A 21,656-nucleotide genomic window follows, 5' to 3' on the forward strand; every position below is an offset into this window, starting at 1 on the left:
CGCTCCGGATCAGGTCTTGAAAATCAGTTCAGCGGGAAATGGATATCGACCGATGTATCGGTATAGGCACCGCCACGGGAATTCACCCCCACAGTGGTCGAAACCCCGACATCCGGCGTCACCGGCTCGCCGTCCACGCCACAGGCGGACAGGCCGCTCAACAGCACCAAAGCCATAAGAACACGTTTCATCCGAGCACCTCTTTCCAACGGGCGATCTGCGCACGCACCTGCGCGGGCGCGGTCCCCCCGTAGCTTGTGCGCGAGGCGACGGAATTTTCAACCGTCAAGACGTCGTAGACCCCTTCTGTGATCGCCTCATTGACGGATTTCATCTCATCAAGGCTCAGATCCGGCAGATCGACGCCTTTCTTTTCGGCCATGGCGACGAGCGCGCCGGTCACATGATGCGCATCTCGGAACGGCAAGCCCGCTTCGCGGACCAGCCAGTCGGCCAGATCGGTCGCGGTCGAAAACCCGGAGGCGGCGGCGGCGCGCAGGTTGTCGACATTGGCGGTCATGTCCGACACCATCCCGGTCATCGCCGCAAGCGCAAGCATCAGGTTGTCGGCAGCATCGAACACCTGTTCCTTGTCTTCCTGCATGTCCTTGGAATAGGCAAGCGGCAGCCCCTTCATCACAGTCATGAGCGCCACGTTCGCCCCGAAGATGCGCCCGATTTTGGCACGGATCAGTTCGGCGGCGTCGGGATTTTTCTTTTGCGGCATGATGGACGAGCCGGTGGAGAAGCGATCCGAGAGCGCCACGAAACGGAACTGTGCCGACGACCAGATCACCAGTTCCTCGGCAAAGCGCGACAGATGCATGGCGCAGATCGACGCGGACGACAGGAATTCCAGCGCGAAATCGCGATCCGCCACGGCATCGAGAGAGTTCGCCGTCGGACGGTCAAAGCCCAATGCCTCCGCCGTCATGTGACGGTCGATCGGAAAGCCGGTGCCCGCCAGCGCGGCGGAACCCAGCGGGCTTTCGTTCATCCGCACGCGCGCATCGTTGAACCGGGACATGTCGCGACCGAACATCTCGACATAGGCCATCATGTGATGGCCCCAAGTCACCGGCTGCGCGGTTTGCAGGTGGGTGAAACCCGGCATGACCCAATCCGCGCCTTTCTCGGCCTGTGCGATCAACGCGCGGATCAGCGCCTCAAGCCCGGAGATGGCCGCGTCGATCTGGTCGCGCACCCAGAGTTTGAAATCGGTCGCCACCTGATCGTTGCGCGAGCGCGCCGTGTGCAGACGCCCCGCAGCCTCGCCAATGATCTCCTTGAGGCGTGACTCGACATTCATGTGAATGTCTTCCAACGCGGTGGAAAAAGTGAACTCACCGCGCTCGATCTCTGACAAAACCGTGAGCAGGCCTTCCCGAATGGCTTCGGCATCGGTATCGGTAAGGATGCCCTGTTTGGCGAGCATCGCCGCATGGGCGCGCGAGCCTGCGATGTCCTGGGAGGCCAGCCGCTTGTCGAAATCAATGGAGGCGTTGATGGCTTCCATGATGGCGTCGGGTCCGGCGGCAAACCGCCCGCCCCACATCGCGTTTGATTTCTTATCGGTCATGGACGTGTCCCGCATGTTGAAAAAGCTGATTGCCGCCACCCTTTATACGGCCCTGAGCCTCGGTGCAATTCCCGCCACCGCAACGGACCTGAGCGCGGCTGCGGCTCTTCGGGAAGGAACGCTGCAAAAGCTCGGCTTCCACGACGCGCCGAAGGATGTGAGCCCGCTCCCCTTCACCACGACGGATGGTGTGGAGGAAACTCTTGCCGATTATGACGGAAAGCTTGTCCTGTTGAACTTCTGGGCCACATGGTGTGCGCCCTGTCGCAAGGAAATGCCAGCCCTCGATCAGCTTTCCGCGGCCTATGGCGATCAGGGGCTGGTGGTGTTGCCTGTGGCAACCGGGCACAATCCGCTTCCGGCGATTCGGTCTTTCTATGAAAAGGCCGGGATCGAAACCCTGCCCATGAGGATCGACGCCAAGGGCGCAATGGCGCGTGACATGGGCGTACTCGGCCTGCCCGTTACGATCCTGATTTCGCCCGAAGGTAAGGAAATCGCCCGGATGACCGGGGATGCAGAGTGGTTTTCCCCCTCAGCCCAGGCGATCATCGCCGAATTGCTCAACGTGACACCCCTCCCGCCGGCGGATGATAGCGCAGAGAGCCATTGAAGCTCCGCGGCATCGCCGCCTCGACAAGCCCTTTGACCCGGTCGGTCAGCGACATGATCCGTTCAAGAGTGGCGTCGATCTCGACATGGAATGCGTCGAGTTGACCGATCACCGGCATGAGCGAGGCCGATTGCGTCCCCAAACGTCCGGCTTCCACCCGACACAACACGCGAATCGAATCGAGCCCGGTGACGAGTTGCCGCAAATCTTTCGCCGACCGCGCAAGCACCGAGACGTCATTGAACACCGACACCAGAACCGATCCTGTTCTGATCGTGTAATCGTCGAGCATGGTACTCAGGACATCCACCTCCGTCTGAAAGCCATCCCGTTCCATGTGTTTGCCGAGCGCGGCCATGGAAACTTCCTTGACCTCGCGCTGCAAACGGCAAGCCGCCATCATGAACAACCCGAGGTAAATTCGCGGTATCACGGTTTCGGACAGGTTTTTGTTGCCATTATCGACCCGGAAACCGCCCAGATGATTGGTGACCTCGTCCGACATCAGGCGATAATTTTGCGAAATCGCCGAAATCGGGCCACCCGCCGGTTCAAGACGCGAGGCCACGATTCGCATATTCGCCGGAATGCCCCGAATCTTTTCAAAGGCCGCAAACAACGCCTGCTGCTCTTTGTGGAGTTCGACCAAAGTCGGCAACGCGTCCTTCAGACTGCGCAAACGGCTGTCCTCCATCCGGAACAAGGCCGCGTCACGGGCACTCATCTCCTGAGCAATTGCATAAGAGCTAAAAGCCGCATAGCTCGGAAACCCGAGTTCCTTTAGCCGCATACGAATGACATTCGCGCTTTCTTCCGGGCCAAGCCCCTTTTCCCGCTCAAGTTTCAGGAAATCTCCATAAGCCGCCTTCACCTCTTTGAAGACACTTGAACCGGGTTTCATCCGGACGGAAACATACCCCCCTTCGATCGGCGAAACGACGGCATAAACCCAGTAATAACGCCCATCCCTGGCTCGGTTTTTAACATAGGCCCCGGTGGAGAGACCTTTTTTGAGCCGCTCCCAGAGAATGTAAAACACCCCCTTCGGCATATCGGAATGGCGGATAATTTTATGTGGCGCACCGACGAGTTCTTCCCACGAATAACCCGAGATTCGTTGAAACACCTCATTGCCCGCCGCAATCACCCCGCGCCCGTCCGTCCGCGAGAAAAAAAGGTCTTCGACGTCGAAAGCCACTTCCTCGGCCTTCTCCGCATTACGTGCGGCGGAAAATTGGAACGTCATCGCAAATCCTGGCAAGCCCTGTTCTATCGGTTTCATTGCACTGAAACAGAATGGGCTTTCGATTTGGTTAACCCGCACCCCCGTCATTCTTTTCTCCGCAGCCCCGACCGCTCCGCAAGCGATCAGAGCAAAATGTCACAGCCACAAAGAACATAGAATTCTCGACAAATCGTCGATACCACGGCTTTAAAGGTAGAGATCCCAGAAAAAGTTTTACAAAAACAAATCCCTGTCGATTTGACGTTATATTTATTCGATTTTTTGGCGAATTCGACAGTTTACCCGCCGTTAGCCCAAGCGCGCGAAAGTGATCCCTGCACAAGGCAAGCGAGACAAGGTGACGGGATGATCGATTCTGGCTATGACAACAATGAATTCGGCAATCCGCTTTCCGTAGCGGTCGCCGACCGGGACCGTCACACAATGGAAATGGTTCAGGTAGCGCTCCGCAAAAAGCAGGTCATGCTGGCCTACCAGCCCATCGTCCAGACATTGCGCCCCGACCGACCGGCCTTTTACGAAGGTCTGATCCGAGTGCTCGATCAAAGCGGTCGGGTGATTCCCGCCCGCGAATTCATCAAGGTCGCGGAAACCACGGAAACCGGGCGTCAGCTCGACTGCCTCGCCCTGGAACTCGGTCTCGACGCCTTGAATGATCACAAGAATCTGCGTCTTGCCATCAACATGTCTGCGCGCTCCATCGGCTATCCGCGCTGGAAAGAGACGCTGATGACCGGGCTGCACAGGGATCAAACGATCGCGGAGCGGCTGATTCTCGAAATCACTGAGAGTTCGGCCATGGTCATGCCCGATCTCGTCTCCGTCTTCATGTCCGAACTGCAAGCGATGGGGATTTCCTTCGCACTCGATGACTTCGGTGCGGGCTACACCGCCTTTCGCTATCTCAAGGATTTCTATTTCGACATGGTGAAGATCGACGGAGAATTCATCCGTGGCATCGCCTCCAGCCCCGACAATCAGGTCCTGACACAGGCACTTGTTTCCGTGGCCAAACATTTCGACATGTATACCGTGGCGGAATTCGTAGAAAACGCCGCCGATGCGGAATACCTGACCGGGATTGGAATCGATTGCATGCAGGGGCACTATTTCGGTGCCGCAACCATTGATCCGGTATGGCGCAACCGTGAGGCGCACAAAAAAGCCGGTTAAATCGGCGGCAAAGCGCCTCAGAGTCCCCTTGAAGGTTGAAAATGCTGCGAACGCAGCATAGAGCTTTCATTGGGGAGCGAGCAACTTTGTTGCAAATATTGCGGCCTTTGGGCAATCTCCCCATAACCAAAATGGGAGAGAGATTATCATCATGACCAATGTCGTTATCGCATCCGCAGCACGGACCGCCGTCGGCAGCTTTTCCGGGTCCTTCGCCAATACCCCCGCACACGATCTGGGCGCCTGTGTGCTCGAAGCCCTCGTGGAACGCGCCGGGATTGAAAAAGCCGAAGTGTCGGAAACCATCCTCGGTCAGGTGCTGACCGCCGGTCAGGGCCAGAACCCCGCCCGCCAGGCGCATATCAAGGCCGGTCTGCCGATCGAATCCGCCGCCTGGGGCATCAATCAGGTCTGCGGCTCCGGTCTGCGCACCGTCGCTCTGGCCGCTCAGCATATCATGCTCGGCGATGCCGACATCGTCTGTGCCGGGGGCCAGGAAAACATGTCCATGTCCCCCCATGTCGCCAACCTGCGCGCAGGTCACAAGATGGGCGACATGAAATTCATCGATTCGATGATCAAAGACGGCCTGTGGGATGCCTTCAACGGGTATCACATGGGGATCACCGCCGAGAACGTCGCCAATCAATGGCAGATCTCCCGCGAGATGCAGGACGAGTTCGCCCTTGCCTCCCAGAACAAGGCCGAAGCCGCCCAGAAAGCCGGGAAATTCGCCGATGAGATCGTGCCCTTCACCGTGAAAACCCGCAAGGGCGACATCGTGGTGGATCAGGACGAATACATCCGTCACGGCGCAACCATCGAGGGTATGCAGAAACTGCGCCCGGCTTTCGACAAGGACGGCTCCGTGACCGCAGGCAACGCCTCCGGGATCAACGATGGTGCCGCCGGTGTCCTCCTGATGTCCGCCGAGAATGCCGCGAAACGCGGGATTGCACCCTTGGCCCGCATCGCCTCCTACGCCACTGTCGGCCTCGACCCGTCGATCATGGGTGCAGGTCCGATCTTCGCCTCGCAAAAAGCGCTGGCGAAAGCAGGCTGGAAAGCCTCCGACCTCGATCTCGTCGAAGCCAACGAAGCCTTCGCGGCGCAAGCCTGCGCGGTGAACAAGGACATGGGCTGGGATCCGGCCATCGTCAACGTCAACGGTGGCGCGATTGCCATCGGTCATCCGATTGGGGCTTCCGGCGCGCGCGTCCTCAACACGCTTCTGTTCGAAATGGTGCGCCGCGACGCGAAAAAAGGCCTCGCTACGCTCTGCATCGGCGGCGGCATGGGCGTTGCGGTCTGTGTCGAGCGTGATTGATCCGAAAGGCGGGGTTTCCAGACCCCGCCACCACTGACAGATCAAATCAGACAAAGATTTTTCTGCATTTGCATAGCAATATTGTTGCGAATGCAGAATATTATAGATAACAAGATTACAAGTTCAGGATTGATAAGGAGGAGTATCATGTCCAGAGTCGCTCTTGTGACCGGCGGATCGCGCGGCATCGGCGCCGCTATCGCCAAAGCCCTGCAAGCTGCGGGTTACACCGTCGCCGCCAACTATGCCGGCAATGACGAGGCCGCTGCGAAATTCACCGAGGAAACCGGCATCAAGACCTACAAATGGTCCGTGGCCGATTATGACGCCTGCGTTGAGGGCATCGCCAAGGTCGAAGCGGAACTCGGTCCCGTCGACGTGCTGGTGAACAATGCTGGCATCACCCGCGACGCTCCGTTCCACAAGATGACCCGCGAGCAGTGGCAACAGGTCATGGACACCAACCTTTCGGGCGTGTTCAACATGACCCACCCGCTCTGGCCGGGGATGCGCGAGCGTAAATTCGGGCGCGTGATCAACATCAGTTCGATCAACGGCCAGAAAGGTCAGTTCGGCCAGGCCAACTACTCCGCCGCCAAAGCCGGGGACATCGGTTTCACTAAGGCACTGGCACAAGAAGGCGCGCGTGCGGGCGTCACCGTGAACGCCATCTGCCCCGGCTATGTCGCCACCGAAATGGTCATGGCCGTGCCGGAAAAAGTGCGCGAATCGATCATCGCGACCATTCCCGTGGGCCGTCTCGGCGAGCCGGAAGACATTGCCCGCTGCGTGGTTTTCCTCGCCTCCGACGATGCAGGCTTCATCACCGGCTCGACCATTACGGCGAACGGCGGTCAGTACCTCACCTGAGCCTGTGCGGGATCGCAGAACGAGGGGTCGCCGTTTCGGCGGCCCTTTTTCTGTTGTGCTAGCGAAACTCTCAGGCTTAATCGCTCGCATGACACGTAAATCCGCCACCGCCATCGGCTTTGTCGCCGTTCTGCTCTGGGCCCTGCTCGCGCTCTTTACCGTCGGCGCCTCGGAAGTGCCGCCGCTGCAACTGAACGCCGTATGCTTCGGCATTGGCGGGACCATCGGTGTGGTCTGGACAACAGCCACAGGACGCTGGAGCGAACTGAAAGGTATTACGCTTTCCGTCTATGCCTTTGGCACGGTCGGGCTGTTCGGTTATCACTTCCTGTACTTCTCCGCCCTCAGAGCCGCTCCGCCCGCAGAAGCGGGTCTGATCGCTTATCTCTGGCCGCTGTTGATCGTGCTGTTTTCCGGCCTGCTGCCCGGCGAGCGACTGCGCCCGCTGCACCTGCTCGGCGCAGCCCTGTCCTTTGGCGGCGCGGCCCTGATCGTGGCGAAAGGCGCGTCCTTTTCTGGCGAACACGGGCCCGGATATGCGTTGGCGCTCGCCTGTGCACTGACGTGGTCGGGCTATTCCGTCATCTCACGCCGCCTCGGCAGTATATCGAGCATGGTAGTCACGGTTTATTGCCTCGCCACCGCCGTGCTGTCCACACTGGCGCATCTTGTTTTGGAAGACACCACCTGGCCTTCCACCGGGACTGGATGGGCCAGCATGATCGCGCTTGGCTTCGGCCCGGTCGGCGCGGCGTTTTATGTGTGGGATATCGGTGTAAAGCGCGGCAACATTCAGCTTTTGGGCACCGCGTCCTACGCGGCTCCGCTCTTGTCGACACTGGTTCTGATGATTGCAGGGATCGCAACCCCATCGGCCACACTTGTCGTGTCCGCGATACTGATCACGATCGGGGCCGGTCTGGCCGCTTATCAAAGCCGCCAAACCGGATGATCTGATGCGTCAGGCGGCAGTAAGGCGCGCGATTTCTTCTTTGATGCGGAGTTTCTGTTTTTTCAGATCTGCGATCCGAAGGCCATCGGTGCCGGGCGAACGCTGGGCATGTTCAACGGCCTCCGAGAGGGATTGGTGCTTTTTCTTCAGTTCCTGAATATGGGACGTCAAGCTCATGATTTCTCCTCTCTGATGTATCAGCCATGTAAAAGCTGTGTAACAAGTGCACCATAGAATCCGAGTCGTGTCACGGCTTTGTTTTGAAACAAAGTGACCAGAATATTACCCTTTGCGAAATATCGCCAAATTTCACCCCGACCATGGCAAGGCCTGGCCGCCTCGCAAAATCTTGACGGCCTCGGGGGTGTAATCGTCGCCATCGTGCTTATGTGACACGCCTTCATGCATAATGAGCGGCGCTTCCAACGCAAAAGCCGCCCGCCCGCCTTTGCGCGCCTGAAGGATGACAAGCTCTGCCGCCCGCCCCAGACGGGGCTGAATCGGGCGAACCCGGATCGAACCGAGACGGTTATCGCAAGCCCCCAGCATATCCGGCAGGCGATCCGCCTTCTGGATCATCGTAAGATAACCCCTGGGTTTGAGCCGTCGTGTCGCCACGTCGATCCATTCCGACAGATGCGTTTCCCCGGCCAGCGCCATATCCCGCCCGGCATCCTCCGACGCCGTCGAGCGGTGGCGTTCGTAATAGGGCGGATTGGCGATGACGTGATCGAAATGACGTTCTTTCAAAGAGGCAGGCAAATGGCGCAGATCGGCCTCGACAACCGTCATTTCCAACTGATTTTCCAGAGCATTGCGCCGGGCAAGTTCGGCATAGAACGCCTGCAACTCGACCCCGGTGAGCAACAGCCTTTCCACCCGAGCCACCAGACAGAAAGACGCCACCCCGGCCCCGCAGCCAAGCTCCAGCACGGACTGGCCGGGACGGGCGGGCGTGGCCGCCGCCAGAAGCACCGGATCGACACCCGCCCGATACCCTTTGATCGGTTGAAAGATATGCAACCGCCCGCCGAGAAAGGCATCGTGGCTGAGACCCGGATCTCCGCTCACAGGTCCTCCAGCTCGAAATCGTTGTCCTTGAGAATGCGCCGGGCCTGCGCGAAATCTTCGTCGCGGACCATCAAACGGCGCGGCAAGATGCCGATGCTGCCCTCAAGGACGCTCATATGGACGTCCATTTCAAAGCAGTCTATATCCTCTCCGGATAAGAGCGCTTTGGCGTAGACGATCTGGGTCGGGTCGGTTGTGCGCAGAAGCTGTTTCATCGCCGACGATTAAAAAGCAGACCGCAGGGTTTGTCGAGCCGAGGAGGTCCCATGGGACTGGATAAAGCCGCCGTGAAGCCGCACGAGAGACTGGCCGCCGCTCTGGCGCCCGAACTTGAGGCCGTCAACGCGCTGATCCGGGAGCGGATGTCGTCGGAACATGCCCCGCGCATCCCCGAAGTGACCGCACATCTGATCGAGGCCGGTGGCAAACGGTTGCGCCCGATGCTGACGCTGGCGGCCGCCAAGGCCTGCGGCTACACCGGCCCCTATCACATCCACCTCGCGGCCACAGTGGAATTCATTCACACCGCCACACTTTTGCACGACGACGTGGTGGACGAAAGCGCCCAGCGGCGTGGACGTCCGACGGCGAACCTTCTGTGGGACAACAAATCCTCGGTTCTCGTGGGCGATTATCTCTTTGCCCGGTCGTTCCAATTGATGACCGATGCCGACAACATGCGCGTGTTACGCATCCTGTCAAATGCCTCTGCAACGATTGCCGAGGGCGAGGTGCTGCAACTCACCGCAGCGCAGGACCTGAAGACCGATGAGGCCATCTATATTCAGGTTGTGCGTGGCAAGACGGCAGCGCTGTTTGCCGCCGCGACCGAGGTTGGCGGCGTTCTGGCCGGGGCAGACGAGACAGTGGTGAAAGCCCTCTTCGACTATGGCGATGCGCTTGGGATTTCCTTCCAGATCGTCGACGATCTTCTGGATTACTGGGGTTCCGAGCAGACCGGCAAGAATGTCGGAGACGATTTCCGCGAACGCAAGCTGACCCTGCCGCTGATCAAGGCGGTAGCCAAGGCCGACGCGGAAGAACGTGCCTTCTGGGTGAAAACCATCGAGAAGGGCCAGCAGGATGAGGGCGATCTCGACCATGCGATTGCGCTTCTGAACAAGCACGATGCGCTGGAAGAAACCCGTGTGATCGCGCTCGAATGGGCCGACAAGGCAAAAGCCGCGCTTTCGGTTTTGCCCGAAAGTGAGATCGTCGAGATGCTCTCCGATATTGCCGATTACGTGGTGGCGCGCCTGCGTTGAGGCTCTATCCCGGAAGCGTGCTTGCGGATCTGACCCACCACCAAGGATTGCCCTCAGCCAATTGCAATGCAGCTACATCCGCCGCATAGCGATCCGCAAAAAGCGCAAAACAGGTCGCCCCGGAGCCGGACATCCGCACCATCAGTGCCCCCGGTGCCAGCGCAAGCGCCGCGAGTGCTGCCGCCACCTCCGGCACGAGTTTGACCGCAGGCTCCTCAAGATCGTTGCGCTGGGTGGACAACCAATCGACGAAAGCCAGCGTATCCGGCCAGCGCGGCAGCAGATCCGGCATTGCCATATTGTCCTTGCGCTCCAGCCGTTTGAACACCACGGAGGTCGACACCTCGACCTTCGGGTTGACCAGCACCATGTGCAGCGCCGGAATGAACACCGGTTCGAGCACATCGCCAATCCCCCGCATCCGCATCGGCTTCGAACGCAGACAGACCGGAACGTCGGCACCGAGCGCAAGCGCCCGCTCTGCCGTCACGGGGTCGGCCCCAAGCCGCGCCGCCGCGCGCAGAGTGGCCGCCGCATCGGCGGAGCCGCCTCCAATCCCGGATGACGGCGGCAGGTGTTTGTCGAGCACCAGAGACATGGGGTAACCCGCAAGCGCCGCCGCCCGAAGCACGAGATTGCTGCCGTCCGTTGGCACGCCCTCGGCAAAAGGCCCGGTCACGCTCAACTGCGATTGCGCAGCCGGACGTGCCGTCACCTGATCCCCAAGATCGACGAAGGCCACAAGACTGTCCAGAAGGTGATACCCGTCCTCCCGCTGGCCGGTCACATGCAGGCTCAGGTTAATCTTGGCAGGGGCAAAGACCTTAACCGTCATTCGTATCCCGCGTCGGCTCTTCGCCCTCTTCGATCAGGACCCGATCGAGACCGATCTCCAGCTTTTTGCGGATGCGAGCGGCCTCGTCCTCTTCAGGTTCGAAAGACAAGGCGCGCTGCCACTGGAACCGTGCCTCGCGTTCCCGCCCGACGGCCCAATACACATCACCCAGATGATCGTTGATGATCGGATCGACCGGCATCAGCTCGACCGCGCGCTCCATCGGCTCCACCGCCTCATCGTAACGACGCAACCGATAAAGACCCCAGGCCAGGCTGTCGGTGATATAGCCATCCTCGGGCCGCGCTTCGACGGCCTTGCGGATCATCTCCATCGCCTCGTCGAGATTGGTTTTCATTTCGAGATAGGAATAACCGAGATAATTCAGCACACGCGGCTGATCCGGCTCCAGTTCCAAGGCTTGCCGCAGATCGGCCTCCGCCTTTTCCCACTCACCAAGCCGTTCATAGGCCGTACCACGGGTGAAATAGAGCGGCCATTGCGCCCGTGTCGGCGGTTGGTGACGCTCGATGACCACGGAATAGGCCTTGGCCGCCCCGGCATAATCCTCCTGACGACGCAAGGCATCGCCCAAGGCGGTATGCGCCTCGTCCAACTCGGGATGCGATTTCGCCAATTGCCGCAGCACTTCGAGCGAAGCTTCGATATTGCCCGAGGCTCTGAGCGTCTCCGACCGTGCAAGGCTCGCCACCGGGAAAGCCGGGTCTTCCGCAGGGATTTTATCGAGGGCTTGTGTGGCAAGATCGTAATTTTCCAGCCGTTCGAGCAGCGTCGCCACACTCAACACATAGCTTGCCTCATCCGGGCGCAGCGCTTCGGCGATCCGTGCGTAAAGGAGCGTATAGGCATCGTCGAGCCCGCCATCGAGCGCGGAAGCCACGGCAAAGAACACGTCCGCAATCCCGTCGCGGGCGCTGTGCACGACGGTGAAAGGGACCGTCTCGCCGTCAGTGAGTGCCTCGCGCAGAGTTTCCAGTTCGAGATCCAGCGGGCCTTCACCGAAACTGTCATTCAGGAACGCCAGAGCCTCTTCGTCACGTTCGAGTTGGCTGAGAATTTCCGCCTGCGCGATCACGGAAAACCGGCTTTGCGGCATATCCGGCTGCGACAGAATCTCAAGCGCGCCCTCATAATCCCCGACCAGCGCGAGGGCGAGACCCTTGTTATAGGCTCCGAAATTCTCGAACCCCTGCCCCATGCCCGCACCCTGATCGAACAGATCGAGCGCGCCGGACATATCGCCCAAACCGACATGGGCCCAGGCCAACATCAACCCATCCACCACGGTGCTGATGCTTTGCCCGCCTTCGAGCGCGGCCATCAGCCCTTCGTAATCGCCGTCCCGCGCCAGAAGCGTCAGGTTTGCCATGGCCGCGATCTGGTTCGAAGGCTCGATCTGGATCAACTGGCTGGCATAGCCTTTCACCGCATCGAAATTTCCCATGGAGATATGCGCGGAAATCACGGATTCGAGCAAAGCCGGGTTTTCCGTGTCGCCCGCGAGCGCTCGCGTGGCGTAATTGGCGAGTTCCGGGAATGTACGATCCATCGTGGCCTGACGCGCAGCCAGATAGGAACCGGCATCGGCCAGAACCGGAGATGGCAGGGCCACAGTTCCAAACAAAAGCCCCATGGCAGTGAGGGCGGAAATCATGCGGCCGGCGCGGTCTGTCACCTGTCGTCTCCCTTGTCGTTCTTACCAGGCGGTTCGTTCCCGTCTGGTTCGTCCCGGCGAGCCTATCGCCCAAAGCAACCCGCCGCAATGCAAACGGGGGCCGCTCTGGCCCCCGTCTCGATCTTTGAAAACACGTTGCCGTGAGAGGCTTACATGTTCGGGTAATTCGGCCCGTCGCCGCCCTGCGGCACGGTCCAGGTGATGTTCTGGCTGGCTTCCTTGATGTCGCAGGTCTTGCAGTGGACGCAGTTCTGGAAGTTGACCACGAATTTCGGCTCCTGACCTTCTTCGGTCAGATATTCGTAGACACCGGCCGGGCAGTAGCGTTGCGACGGACCGCCGTATTGCTTGTAATCCACGTCGATGGCCACCTGCGGGTCCTTAAGTTTGAGGTGGCAGGGCTGGCTTTCCTCATGGTTCGTCGCGGCAAAGGACACGTTGGTCAACCGATCAAACGAGATCACACCATCGGGTTTCGGATAGTCGATCGGCTTGAACTTGGCCGCTTTGCCGGTCGCCTGCGCGTCCGTCTTGCCATGTTTGACAGTACCGAAGAACGACACACCAAAGAGCTGGTTGGTCCACATATCGAACCCGCCCAAGGCCAGAGAGGCCGCAAGACCGAATTTCGACCAGAGCGGTTTGACGTTACGCACGCGCTTGAGATCCTTGCCCACGGCACCGGTACGCAGTTCCGTCTCGTAGTTCTCAAGCGTATCGCCTGCGCGGCCCTCTTTGATCGCCGCAACCACGTGTTCCGCCGCCGCCTTGCCCGAGAGCATCGCGTTATGGTTGCCCTTGATCCGCGGCACGTTGACGAGACCGACGGAACAACCCAGAAGCGCACCACCGGGGAAGGCCGCTTTCGGCATGGACTGATAACCGCCCTCGGAGATCGCACGCGCACCGTAAGCGACGCGCTTGCCGCCTTCGAGAAGCTCCTTCACCAGCGGGTGCTGCTTGAAGCGCTGGAATTCCATATAGGGGAAGAGATAGGGATTTTCGTAGTTCAGATGGACCACGAAGCCCAGATAAAGCTGATTGTTTTCCGCGTGGTAGACGAAACCGCCGCCGCCCGCGTTCGAGCCCAGAGGCCAGCCCATCGAGTGCCAGACCTTGCCCTCTTTGTGCTTGTCGGGGTCAATTTCCCAGATTTCCTTCATGCCGAGACCGAATTTCTGCACGTCGCGGCCGTTTTGCAGGTCGTATTTCGCGATGATCTCTTTCGCCAGAGACCCGCGCACGCCTTCGGAAATCAGTACGTATTTTCCGTGTAATTCCATACCCGGTTCATAAGCCTCGGTCGGTTCGCCGTCCGGCCCCTTGCCGAACTCACCCGCGACCACACCTTTGACTTCGCCACTGTCGCCGTAAATCAGTTCAGAGCACGCCATGCCGGGAAAAATCTCGACACCCAGCTCTTCCGCCTGCTCCGCCATCCAGCGGCAAACATTGCCCATGGAGACGATATATTTGCCGTGGTTCGACATCAGCGGCGGAAGCGGGAAATTCGGGATACGGATCGAGCCGGCCTCGCCCAGAACGTGAAAATGATCTTCCTTCACCACGGTGGTGATCGGCGCGCCCTTTTCCTTCCAGTCCGGGATCAGCGCGTCGATACCGCACGGGTCGAGCACAGCCCCCGACAGGATATGCGCGCCCACTTCGGAACCCTTTTCCAGAACGACGACATTCAAATCCTCGTCCAATTGCTTGAGCCGGATCGCGGCGGACAGGCCGGCAGGCCCGGCACCCACGATCACGACGTCATATTCCATCGCCTCACGCTCGATATTCGACATAAAATTTCTCCCTGGCTCAGGCGGCTCTCCAGCGCCTACCTAACCGGGAAGAGAGGGCAGGGTCAATTTGAGAAGCGGTTTTTCGTTGCGTCTGTTAAGCTTTACGGGCCTGAAATGACCGCAGCGCCACATGGGGACACCGCCAGACAACACATCGGGCACCCCGGCACCATCCCCACGCGTAGAATCGTGCGCAAACCTTGCCGCGAAACCTCCGCTCATCACGCCACCGCACAGCCACAAAACAGGTGACAGGCGAGAGATTTTCGCCCTGCGCGCAACAAAGCGCCCCTTGCCCCTTGCAATAGCCACCCGTTCCGGGTCAGGTAGTCCGACAAAGACAAAACCCGAAAGCACCCGGAGCCTGAACGGCTCCGCAGTGCTTTTTTCGTGCAGATGAGTGCCCTGATGGAAAAGATCCTCATGACCCGCGCGGGCTACACCGCGCTGAACGAAGAGCTGAAAACCCTGAAATCCGTCGAGCGACCGGCGATCATTCAGGCCATTGCCGAAGCGCGTGAGCTTGGCGATCTCTCGGAGAACGCCGAATACCATTCGGCGCGTGAGAAACAGAGCTTCATCGAAGGCCGGATCAAGGAGCTCGAAGGCATCCTGTCGCTGACCGATGTCATCGACCCGAAAACCCTGTCCGGTCCGGTGAAGTTCTCCGCCACCGTGACCATCGTCGACGAGGACACGGATGAGGAAAAGACCTATCAGATCGTTGGCGAGCACGAAGCCGACATCGAACGCGGTCTTCTCAACATCAAATCGCCGCTCGCCCGCGCCCTGATCGGCAAGGATGAAGGCGACAGCGTCGAAGTACGCACGCCCGGTGGCGAAAAATCCTACGAAATCCTCAAGATCGCGTATATCTGATTTGTAAACGCGATCGAGGAGATCCCTTTGGCAACCGAAGGCCCCAAAAAAGTCGAGCTGGGCGTCTACCAGCGCCCCGAGGAAGAACCGAAAATCACCGCGACGGAAATGATCGCCGCGGTGCTGTCTCTGGTATGGCTGGCGATGACCGCCGGGTATTTCATGATCGTCGGCTCCGGGTCGAGTGATTTCGATTCGATCCGTTTCGTCATGATGCTGATCGCGATTTTCATGCCGATCGCGATGATCTGGGTCGGAGCTCTGGCCGTGCGCGCCTCCCAAACCATGCGTGAGGAAAGCCGCAGGCTTCAGGCCGCGATTTCCGCCATGCGCCAGTCCTACCTCTCCGGGCAAGGCGGTGGCACCTCGAACGCCACGGTCGAGAAGAAACTCGAAGAGATCGCCGCCGCACAACGCAAGACCGAGTCGACACTCGCGATGTTCACCTCGATCCGCCCCGGCCAGACGCCGCCCGAGGACAAGCTGGCAATCCCCGCCCCCGCGCTGATCGAGGAACAGGCAAGCCTTGCGCTCGGTACTCCCTCGGAAAGCCTCGCGCCGCCCCTGTCGGTCGCGGATTTCATCAAGGCGCTGAATTTCCCGGAAACCGCCGAAGACAAGGAAGGCTTCCGAGCGCTGCGGCGGGCGCTGTCGGATCGCAAGGTCAGCCAACTCATTCATGCCGCGCAGGACGTTCTGACGCTTTTGTCGCAGGATGGGATTTACATGGACGATCTGCGCCCCGACCGTGCGAAGCCCGAGGTCTGGCGCCGCTTCGCCAAGGGTGAGCGCGGCCATTCCGTCGCCCCACTGGGCGGCGTGCGCGACCGTTCGTCGCTGGCACTGGCCTCTGCACGGATGAAACAGGATGCGATTTTCCGCGATGCCGTGCACCATTTTCTGCGCAAATTCGACAAGACTTTCGCGGAATTCGAGCAATCCGCCACGGATGAGGAAATCGCCGCCCTCACCGACACGCGCACCGCGCGCGGCTTCATGTTGCTCGGTCGTGTGGCAGGTACTTTCGACTGAGCCTGGGTTGCGGCGCTGTCCGCTTCCGCATAACCCGTTCTCACAAATCGCAATTGGTCCGCGCCCCCCGATCCCTTAGGTTGGCACGGTTCGGAATTTCAAGGCCTTCACGGATCCCATGTCACTCTCCCCCGCTGCCCAGCAATTTCTCAAAGGCGCCAAGGACGGGCTGCCGTTTCACATCGTGATCTGGCCCTTCGCCGCGATCTTTGGCGCAATTGCCACACAGGCGGGGCTGAATGTGGTGGAGGTCATGGGTTTCTCGATCCTCGTCATCGCCGGTTCCGCCCAATTGGCCGCTCTGCAACTGATGACGGAGAACGCACCGACGCTGATCGTGTTGGCGACCGCTCTGGCGGTGAACCTGCGGATGGGCATGTATTCCGCCGCGATCACCCCGCATCTGGGAAAGTCCTCGCTGCTGACCCGCGCCTTCGCTGCCTACATGCTCTACGATCAACCCTATGCGCTTTCGACGATCAAATTCGAAAAAGAGCCAAATCTGAGCCTCTCCGAGAAGCTCGGCTATTTCTTCGGTGCTGCCATCCCGATTGCCATCGCGTGGTATGCTCTGACACTTGGGGGAGCGCTTCTGGGCGAGAAAATCCCGACCGACATCGGCGTCGATTTCGCTGTGCCGGTGACCTTCCTTGCCTTGGTGGCCCCGATGCTCAAGACACCGGCGCATCTCGCTTCGGCATTGACCTCGGGGGTGTTGGTACTTGTTCTCGGCTTCATGCCTTATGGCAGCGGGCTTCTGATCGCCGCGGCCGCCGCCTTGGTGGTGGGTGCGCAGGTCGAGATTTGGATGGAAAAGAGAAAGGCCGCGACATGATCGAAGCGAGCACGACGCAAATCTGGATCATCATCGTCGGAATGGCCATCGGCACTTTCCTGATCCGCTTTTCCTTTCTCGGCCTCGTGGGCGACCGTCCTCTGCCCGCATGGCTGTTGCGCCTGTTGCGCTACACGCCGGTCGCCGTACTGCCCGCCGTGGTCGCGCCGATGCTTTTGGGGACCAAGGCTGACACGGACCCGCTACGCCTGTTCTGTGCCGCCGCGACGATTCTGGTCGGTATCTGGACGAAAAACGTGCTCTGGGCGATCATCACCGGGCTTGGCCTGTTCTTTGGACTTGGCGCTGTGATCGGATAAACGCCACGTCCCTCAGGAACTCCCGCTGGAACTCCCGCTGTGGTGCAGCAAAAGAGGCGGTGCCTGAACAAGTTGGCCGTTTTCATCGGGGCTGTCATCGTAGATGACTTTTTCCGTCACCCCGGGCAGTTCCCCGAACCATTGCATGAGCTTTTTCGGTGACATGGTTTGCGGCGCTGTTTCGAATCCCGGCAATTCCACCAGAATGTCCGACACGCTCTTTGCACACATCGCTTTCGGCACGGCACCATAGGCCTGCACCTTGGCAAGCGCCAATGTGGCGACTTCCGGGCTGACCGTGATCGTCTGTTCCACCACGCGCCAGGTGATGCGCGCGTGATAGTCGATATAGAAATCCACCGCCGGATCGGACATGCCGTAATGCACATCGTTCCGCTCCGGCAAATGCGGGTGATAGAACGTTCCCGCCGGATCGAAAATCACCCGCTCGGACGGTGCATTGACCAGCAGGGAGCTATGCCCGCCACTGCCCGAGCGGTTGTTGATCACAGTGAAAAGCGTGAGCTGATAAGGCGCGCCATGCACGTAATGGGACCGCGCCACCTCGGCGTCCGACGCCCATTTCGGTTCGGCCGCACCACAGGCGGTCAGCACAAGAAGGGACAGGAGCCCGACGGCTCGATACAGAAACGACACGTTTGAGGCTCCGGCCCTTGTTCCACGCTTACAGGTGTTAACTATTGAATACCGCGAGGATAATCAAAACAAAAACGGTCGCCCCCGCAACCCAGGTGGCCCATTTCACAAAACCTTCAAAGGTTTTCTCCTGAACGGAAATATCCATTTCGCCGTGCTTGTGTTCCGACATTGTGCGGTCCTCCCTTATGTCTTTCTGTCAGACCTAGACGATTCAGCGCTTTCTGTCACCTCTCCCCGCTCAGGTCCTGTTCCAGATCAGCCGCCAGACGGAAACCGATCCGCGCAGGCGTCGCATCCTCCGTCTGTTTCGGCATGGCCTGCAGCATCACGTTGAGTTGGGTCACATGCTGGATAAGCTGGGTCTTGGTGCCCTCTTCATCCATGCCGTAGAAGGTGACGATATCCGGATCGAAAAAGCCGATCCCCTCGATCCGAAGCACACCGGTGTCGGAGCCCGCGAAGCCCATGGCAATCTCGTGTTCGCTGTCGAGCTGTTCCTCGAAATTCTGGATATATAGGATCAGCCGCTCATAGGCCCATTCTGCGGGGCTTTTCTCCTCAAGAGGTTTGCGCGCGACCGCTTCGGGCAAGGGTTTCTGTTCGGCGGTACAGGCATCGGGGTCGGCATGGGCGACACGGGCCTGCGGCAGGGCGGCCTCTTCATGCGCCTCGGCGGTGGTGCGGATATGATCCCCCTGGGACATACTCATTCTCCTGTTTGCCACAGGATCGCACCATCCTCCCTCTCTCGTCCAGTGATAAGACCGCGCCGTTCGAGATGACGACAATGCGCCATGGCCTCGACCATGGCGAGCCCGTATTCGCCCTCCTGAATCGGCCGTTTGAACAACACATCAAAGCACTCGCAAGCGGTGCGCGGCTCATGCAGCGCTTCGCGCAGACGCTCAAGGGCGTGGCGGTGATTGTCGATGAGGTGCCGCAAACGCGCGGGCAGGCCGGTATAGGGCAGTTTATGTCCGGTCAGAACCAAATGGCTCTCAAGCGCATGGGGTACGAATTTCTCGCAGGACCGAAGCCAGTCCCCCACCGGGTCGGCCAGAGGTTCGGTCGCGGAGACGCCGAGATTAGGAGAGATCGAACCCAAGAGCTGATCGCCACCAATGAGCAATTCGCCATCCCCCGACCAGAAGGTCGCGTGTTCCGGCGCATGGCCATCGCCTGTTCGAACGGTCCAAAGCCGCCCGCCGATCCCAATCTCCTGCCCGTCGACAAGTCGCGTATAGCCAAGCGGCAAAGGGCTGACCGCATCGGCGGTGTTGAACGGGCGCTCGGTGAGACGTTTCTCGTAAATTTCCGGCGCCATCCCGCAGGAGCGCCAGAAGGCAAGCATTTCCGGCGTCGGCTCGTCCTGCAGATCGAGCTGCAACATCCGCGCCATCAGGTAAGAGGTCCGCGTGGTCACAAGCTCCGCGCCATGCTCCGTCACGAACCATCCGGCAAGGCCGATATGGTCGAGGTGGTGGTGCGTGACGATCACCCGCCGGATCGGCTTGCCGGACAAAGGCCCGTCAATCAAAGCCTGCCACAGCCCGCGGGATTTGCGTGTGTCCACGCCGGTGTCGACAATGGTCCAACCATCCCCCTCGTCAAACGCATAAACATTCACATGCGCCAGCGGCACGGGCAAAGGCATCCGGGACCAGAGCACGCCTTCGGCAATCTCGATCACACCCCCGATCTCGGGGGGGGCAAAGGGCGTGCGGATCGGAGCAGTCATAAAATACTCACCATCAGGCGGAAAGGTCCTCTGGGCTCAATGCGTAAATATCACCGGCCCCGAGACGCGCCTGCGCCAGCAAAGCCGTATGTTCGGGCAGCATACGGTTGATGTAGAAAGCTGCAAGCCGCGAACGCGGCCCCTCGCCCCCTTCGGAAATCGCCGCCTTGAGATGGTAGTAACCTCCCAACACGCGCGCAAAGGCCCGCAGAAAGGGCACAGCACCGGCGAAGCGATCGTTCATCGACAGCGCCAGCATCGCCTCCATGCCTTCGCGCAGGGTTTCGGCGGCATTCCAGACGGCTTTGGCCCGGTTCGGCAGGGTCGCGCGAGCGGCCTCGGCAAAGGTTTCGATCTCATCGAGAATGGCAAACCCGGCTTCGCCTCCGTCCATCAGCTTGCGCCCGACGAGGTCCATCGCCTGAATGCCGTTGGTGCCCTCGTAGATCGAGGTGATCCGGGCATCGCGGGCATACTGCGCCGCACCCGTCTCCTCGATATAGCCCATGCCGCCATGCACCTGCACACCGAGTTGGGCGACTTCGTGCCCGATGTCGGTCGAGAACGCCTTGGCAATCGGAATAAGAAACGCGCCGCGCGCCTGTTGCTCCGGATCCGTCCGGCCAAGATCGAGCGCCACACCGCAAGCAAGCGCAATCGCCCGCGCGGTAAAGGTATCGGCCCGCATATGCGCCAGCATCCGGCGCACATCGGCATGGTCGATGATCCCGGCCCCGTCGCGGCCCAGCGGCGATTTGCCCTGTACACGATCCTCGGCATAAGCCAGCGCCTTTTGCGTCGCCGCCTCGGCCACGCCCACGCCCTGAACACCAACGCCGAGGCGCGCGTTGTTCATCATGGTGAACATGCATTTCATACCCTCGTGCTCTTCACCGACAAGCCAGCCGGTCGCACCGTCATATTCCATGACACAGGTCGGAGAGCCATGAATGCCCAGCTTGTGCTCAAGGCTCACAACCTTGAGGCTGTTACGCTGGCCGGGATTGCCCTCTGCATCCGGGAGGAATTTCGGCACCATGAAAAGCGAAATGCCTTTCGTACCCGGCACCCCGTCGGGCAACCGGGCAAGCACGAGGTGGCACACGTTATCGGAGAAATCGTTATCGCCCCAGGTGATGAAAATCTTCTGACCGGAAATCGCATAAGTGCCATCGCCATTGCGCTCCGCCCTGGTGCGCAACGCCCCCACGTCCGAACCCGCCCCCGGCTCTGTCAGGTTCATCGTGCCGGTCCATTCGCCGGAGATGAGTTTCGGAATATAAAGCTCTTTGATCCCATCAGAAGCGTGATGTTCCAGCGCCTCGATCTGCCCCTGTGTCATCAACGGCTGCAACGACAGGGACAGGCAAGCCCCGGACATCATCTCGTTGACCGCCGTCGCCACGGTAAGCGGAAGACCCATGCCGCCATTTTCAGGCTGCGCCAGCATGCCAACCCAGCCGCCCTCGGCCACCTGCCCGAGCGCCTCGGCAAAGCCCGGAGAGGTCTTGACCACACCGTCCACCAGTTTCGCAGGCGCCAGATCGCCACCACGATCCAGCGGCGCGATCACATCGCTTGCGAGCTTGCCGGCCTCTTCGAGAATCGCCGTAACCGTATCCGCATCCACCTCGTCAAACGCGGCGCTGTCGAGCACTGCCGAAAAATCGACGATCTGATCGAGAATGAACTGATAATCCGAAACCGGGGCGCGATAGGTCATGGCTGTCTCCTCCTCAGGCGCAGACGGTCCTGCTAGTTGG

24 protein-coding genes are annotated in these 21,656 nt (G+C 59.9%); 10 read left to right on the top strand and 14 right to left on the bottom strand.

Annotated elements, in window-relative coordinates; genetic code table 11:
* Positions 1 to 23: 23 nt before the first annotated feature.
* On the bottom strand, positions 24 to 191 hold the full coding sequence (locus C8N42_RS21610) for a hypothetical protein (RefSeq protein ID WP_170109252.1): 168 nt from the start codon (positions 189 to 191) through the stop codon (positions 24 to 26).
* A complete protein-coding gene (gene argH, locus C8N42_RS08590; protein ID WP_107816255.1) occupies positions 188 to 1,579 on the bottom strand; it encodes an argininosuccinate lyase in 1,392 nt (463 codons plus the stop codon). The genes C8N42_RS21610 and argH overlap by 4 nt, the downstream gene beginning before the upstream one ends.
* 13 nt (positions 1,580 to 1,592) lie before the next feature.
* Here argH and C8N42_RS08595 point away from each other — a divergent pair, with 13 nt between their 5' ends.
* A complete protein-coding gene (locus C8N42_RS08595) occupies positions 1,593 to 2,192 on the top strand; it encodes a TlpA disulfide reductase family protein (RefSeq protein ID WP_211309165.1) in 600 nt (199 codons plus the stop codon).
* On the opposite strand, the gene C8N42_RS08600 is transcribed toward C8N42_RS08595, so the two are convergent.
* Complete coding sequence (locus C8N42_RS08600; RefSeq protein WP_170109253.1) at positions 2,143 to 3,438, bottom strand: PAS domain-containing protein; 1,296 nt, start codon at positions 3,436 to 3,438, stop codon at positions 2,143 to 2,145. The two genes, C8N42_RS08595 and C8N42_RS08600, sit on opposite strands and share 50 nt — an antisense overlap.
* Before the next feature lie 345 nt (positions 3,439 to 3,783).
* On the opposite strand from C8N42_RS08600, the gene C8N42_RS08605 reads away from it, so the two are divergent.
* From C8N42_RS08605 to yddG, 4 genes are all read left to right on the top strand, one after another.
* Positions 3,784 to 4,611, top strand: a complete 828-nt coding sequence (locus tag C8N42_RS08605; protein WP_107816151.1) for an EAL domain-containing protein — start codon at positions 3,784 to 3,786, stop codon at positions 4,609 to 4,611.
* Positions 4,612 to 4,762: 151 nt separating this feature from the next.
* Positions 4,763 to 5,938, top strand: a complete 1,176-nt coding sequence (locus tag C8N42_RS08610) for an acetyl-CoA C-acetyltransferase (RefSeq protein WP_107816152.1) — start codon at positions 4,763 to 4,765, stop codon at positions 5,936 to 5,938.
* Between the two features lie 147 nt (positions 5,939 to 6,085).
* Positions 6,086 to 6,808 (top strand): acetoacetyl-CoA reductase, encoded by a 723-nt coding sequence (gene phbB, locus C8N42_RS08615; protein ID WP_107816153.1) that lies wholly within the window; start codon positions 6,086 to 6,088, stop codon positions 6,806 to 6,808.
* 88 nt (positions 6,809 to 6,896) lie between these two features.
* A complete protein-coding gene (gene yddG, locus C8N42_RS08620) occupies positions 6,897 to 7,760 on the top strand; it encodes an aromatic amino acid exporter YddG (protein ID WP_107816154.1) in 864 nt (287 codons plus the stop codon).
* 9 nt (positions 7,761 to 7,769) lie between these two features.
* On the opposite strand, the gene C8N42_RS08625 is transcribed toward yddG, so the two are convergent.
* The 3 genes from C8N42_RS08625 to C8N42_RS08635 all read right to left on the bottom strand — a co-directional run bounded on the left by C8N42_RS08625 (position 7,770) and on the right by C8N42_RS08635 (position 9,046).
* Positions 7,770 to 7,937: a YdcH family protein gene (locus C8N42_RS08625; RefSeq protein ID WP_107816155.1), complete on the bottom strand. Its 168-nt coding sequence runs from the start codon at positions 7,935 to 7,937 to the stop codon at positions 7,770 to 7,772.
* Positions 7,938 to 8,069: 132 nt separating this feature from the next.
* Positions 8,070 to 8,831 carry a tRNA1(Val) (adenine(37)-N6)-methyltransferase gene (locus C8N42_RS08630; protein ID WP_107816156.1) on the bottom strand — a complete coding sequence of 254 codons (762 nt, stop codon included), beginning with the start codon at positions 8,829 to 8,831 and terminating at the stop codon, positions 8,070 to 8,072.
* Positions 8,828 to 9,046, bottom strand: coding sequence for a putative signal transducing protein (locus tag C8N42_RS08635; protein ID WP_107816157.1), 219 nt, complete (start codon positions 9,044 to 9,046; stop codon positions 8,828 to 8,830). The genes C8N42_RS08630 and C8N42_RS08635 overlap by 4 nt, the downstream gene beginning before the upstream one ends.
* A gap of 51 nt (positions 9,047 to 9,097) precedes the next feature.
* Here C8N42_RS08635 and C8N42_RS08640 point away from each other — a divergent pair, with 51 nt between their 5' ends.
* Positions 9,098 to 10,096, top strand: coding sequence for a polyprenyl synthetase family protein (locus C8N42_RS08640; RefSeq protein ID WP_107816158.1), 999 nt, complete (start codon positions 9,098 to 9,100; stop codon positions 10,094 to 10,096).
* A gap of 4 nt (positions 10,097 to 10,100) precedes the next feature.
* On the opposite strand, the gene C8N42_RS08645 is transcribed toward C8N42_RS08640, so the two are convergent.
* From C8N42_RS08645 to C8N42_RS08655, 3 genes are all read right to left on the bottom strand, one after another.
* Positions 10,101 to 10,931, bottom strand: a complete 831-nt coding sequence (locus C8N42_RS08645) for a 4-(cytidine 5'-diphospho)-2-C-methyl-D-erythritol kinase (protein ID WP_107816159.1) — start codon at positions 10,929 to 10,931, stop codon at positions 10,101 to 10,103.
* Positions 10,921 to 12,627, bottom strand: a complete 1,707-nt coding sequence (locus C8N42_RS08650; protein ID WP_107816160.1) for a tetratricopeptide repeat protein — start codon at positions 12,625 to 12,627, stop codon at positions 10,921 to 10,923. Before C8N42_RS08650 ends, C8N42_RS08645 begins: the two co-directional genes overlap by 11 nt.
* A 149-nt stretch (positions 12,628 to 12,776) precedes the next feature.
* Complete coding sequence (locus C8N42_RS08655; protein ID WP_107816161.1) at positions 12,777 to 14,429, bottom strand: electron transfer flavoprotein-ubiquinone oxidoreductase; 1,653 nt, start codon at positions 14,427 to 14,429, stop codon at positions 12,777 to 12,779.
* A 408-nt stretch (positions 14,430 to 14,837) separates the two neighbouring features.
* On the opposite strand from C8N42_RS08655, the gene greA reads away from it, so the two are divergent.
* From greA to C8N42_RS08675, 4 genes are all read left to right on the top strand, one after another.
* Positions 14,838 to 15,308, top strand: coding sequence for a transcription elongation factor GreA (gene greA, locus C8N42_RS08660; RefSeq protein WP_107816162.1), 471 nt, complete (start codon positions 14,838 to 14,840; stop codon positions 15,306 to 15,308).
* A 27-nt stretch (positions 15,309 to 15,335) separates the two neighbouring features.
* On the top strand, positions 15,336 to 16,340 hold the full coding sequence (locus C8N42_RS08665; RefSeq protein ID WP_245890006.1) for a hypothetical protein: 1,005 nt from the start codon (positions 15,336 to 15,338) through the stop codon (positions 16,338 to 16,340).
* A gap of 118 nt (positions 16,341 to 16,458) precedes the next feature.
* A complete protein-coding gene (locus C8N42_RS08670; protein WP_107816164.1) occupies positions 16,459 to 17,175 on the top strand; it encodes an AzlC family ABC transporter permease in 717 nt (238 codons plus the stop codon).
* Positions 17,172 to 17,495, top strand: a complete 324-nt coding sequence (locus C8N42_RS08675; protein ID WP_107816165.1) for an AzlD domain-containing protein — start codon at positions 17,172 to 17,174, stop codon at positions 17,493 to 17,495. The genes C8N42_RS08670 and C8N42_RS08675 overlap by 4 nt, the downstream gene beginning before the upstream one ends.
* Before the next feature lie 12 nt (positions 17,496 to 17,507).
* Here C8N42_RS08675 and C8N42_RS08680 read toward each other — a convergent pair whose 3' ends face one another.
* From C8N42_RS08680 to C8N42_RS08700, 5 genes are read right to left on the bottom strand one after another with little or no spacing between them, the layout of a single operon-like run.
* Entirely contained in the window at positions 17,508 to 18,152 is a 645-nt protein-coding gene (locus C8N42_RS08680; RefSeq protein WP_107816166.1) for a hypothetical protein, read from the bottom strand.
* 37 nt (positions 18,153 to 18,189) lie between these two features.
* Positions 18,190 to 18,324, bottom strand: a complete 135-nt coding sequence (locus C8N42_RS08685) for an aa3-type cytochrome c oxidase subunit IV (protein WP_107816167.1) — start codon at positions 18,322 to 18,324, stop codon at positions 18,190 to 18,192.
* 55 nt (positions 18,325 to 18,379) lie between these two features.
* Positions 18,380 to 18,859 carry a DUF6173 family protein gene (locus tag C8N42_RS08690; protein WP_107816168.1) on the bottom strand — a complete coding sequence of 160 codons (480 nt, stop codon included), beginning with the start codon at positions 18,857 to 18,859 and terminating at the stop codon, positions 18,380 to 18,382.
* A gap of 2 nt (positions 18,860 to 18,861) precedes the next feature.
* Entirely contained in the window at positions 18,862 to 19,893 is a 1,032-nt protein-coding gene (locus C8N42_RS08695) for an MBL fold metallo-hydrolase (RefSeq protein ID WP_107816169.1), read from the bottom strand.
* Between the two features lie 13 nt (positions 19,894 to 19,906).
* Positions 19,907 to 21,616 (bottom strand): acyl-CoA dehydrogenase, encoded by a 1,710-nt coding sequence (locus C8N42_RS08700; RefSeq protein ID WP_107816170.1) that lies wholly within the window; start codon positions 21,614 to 21,616, stop codon positions 19,907 to 19,909.
* Between the last annotated feature and the right edge of the window lie 40 nt (positions 21,617 to 21,656).

Source organism: Celeribacter persicus (genome assembly GCF_003050785.1).
Lineage (GTDB): Bacteria > Pseudomonadota > Alphaproteobacteria > Rhodobacterales > Rhodobacteraceae > Celeribacter > Celeribacter persicus.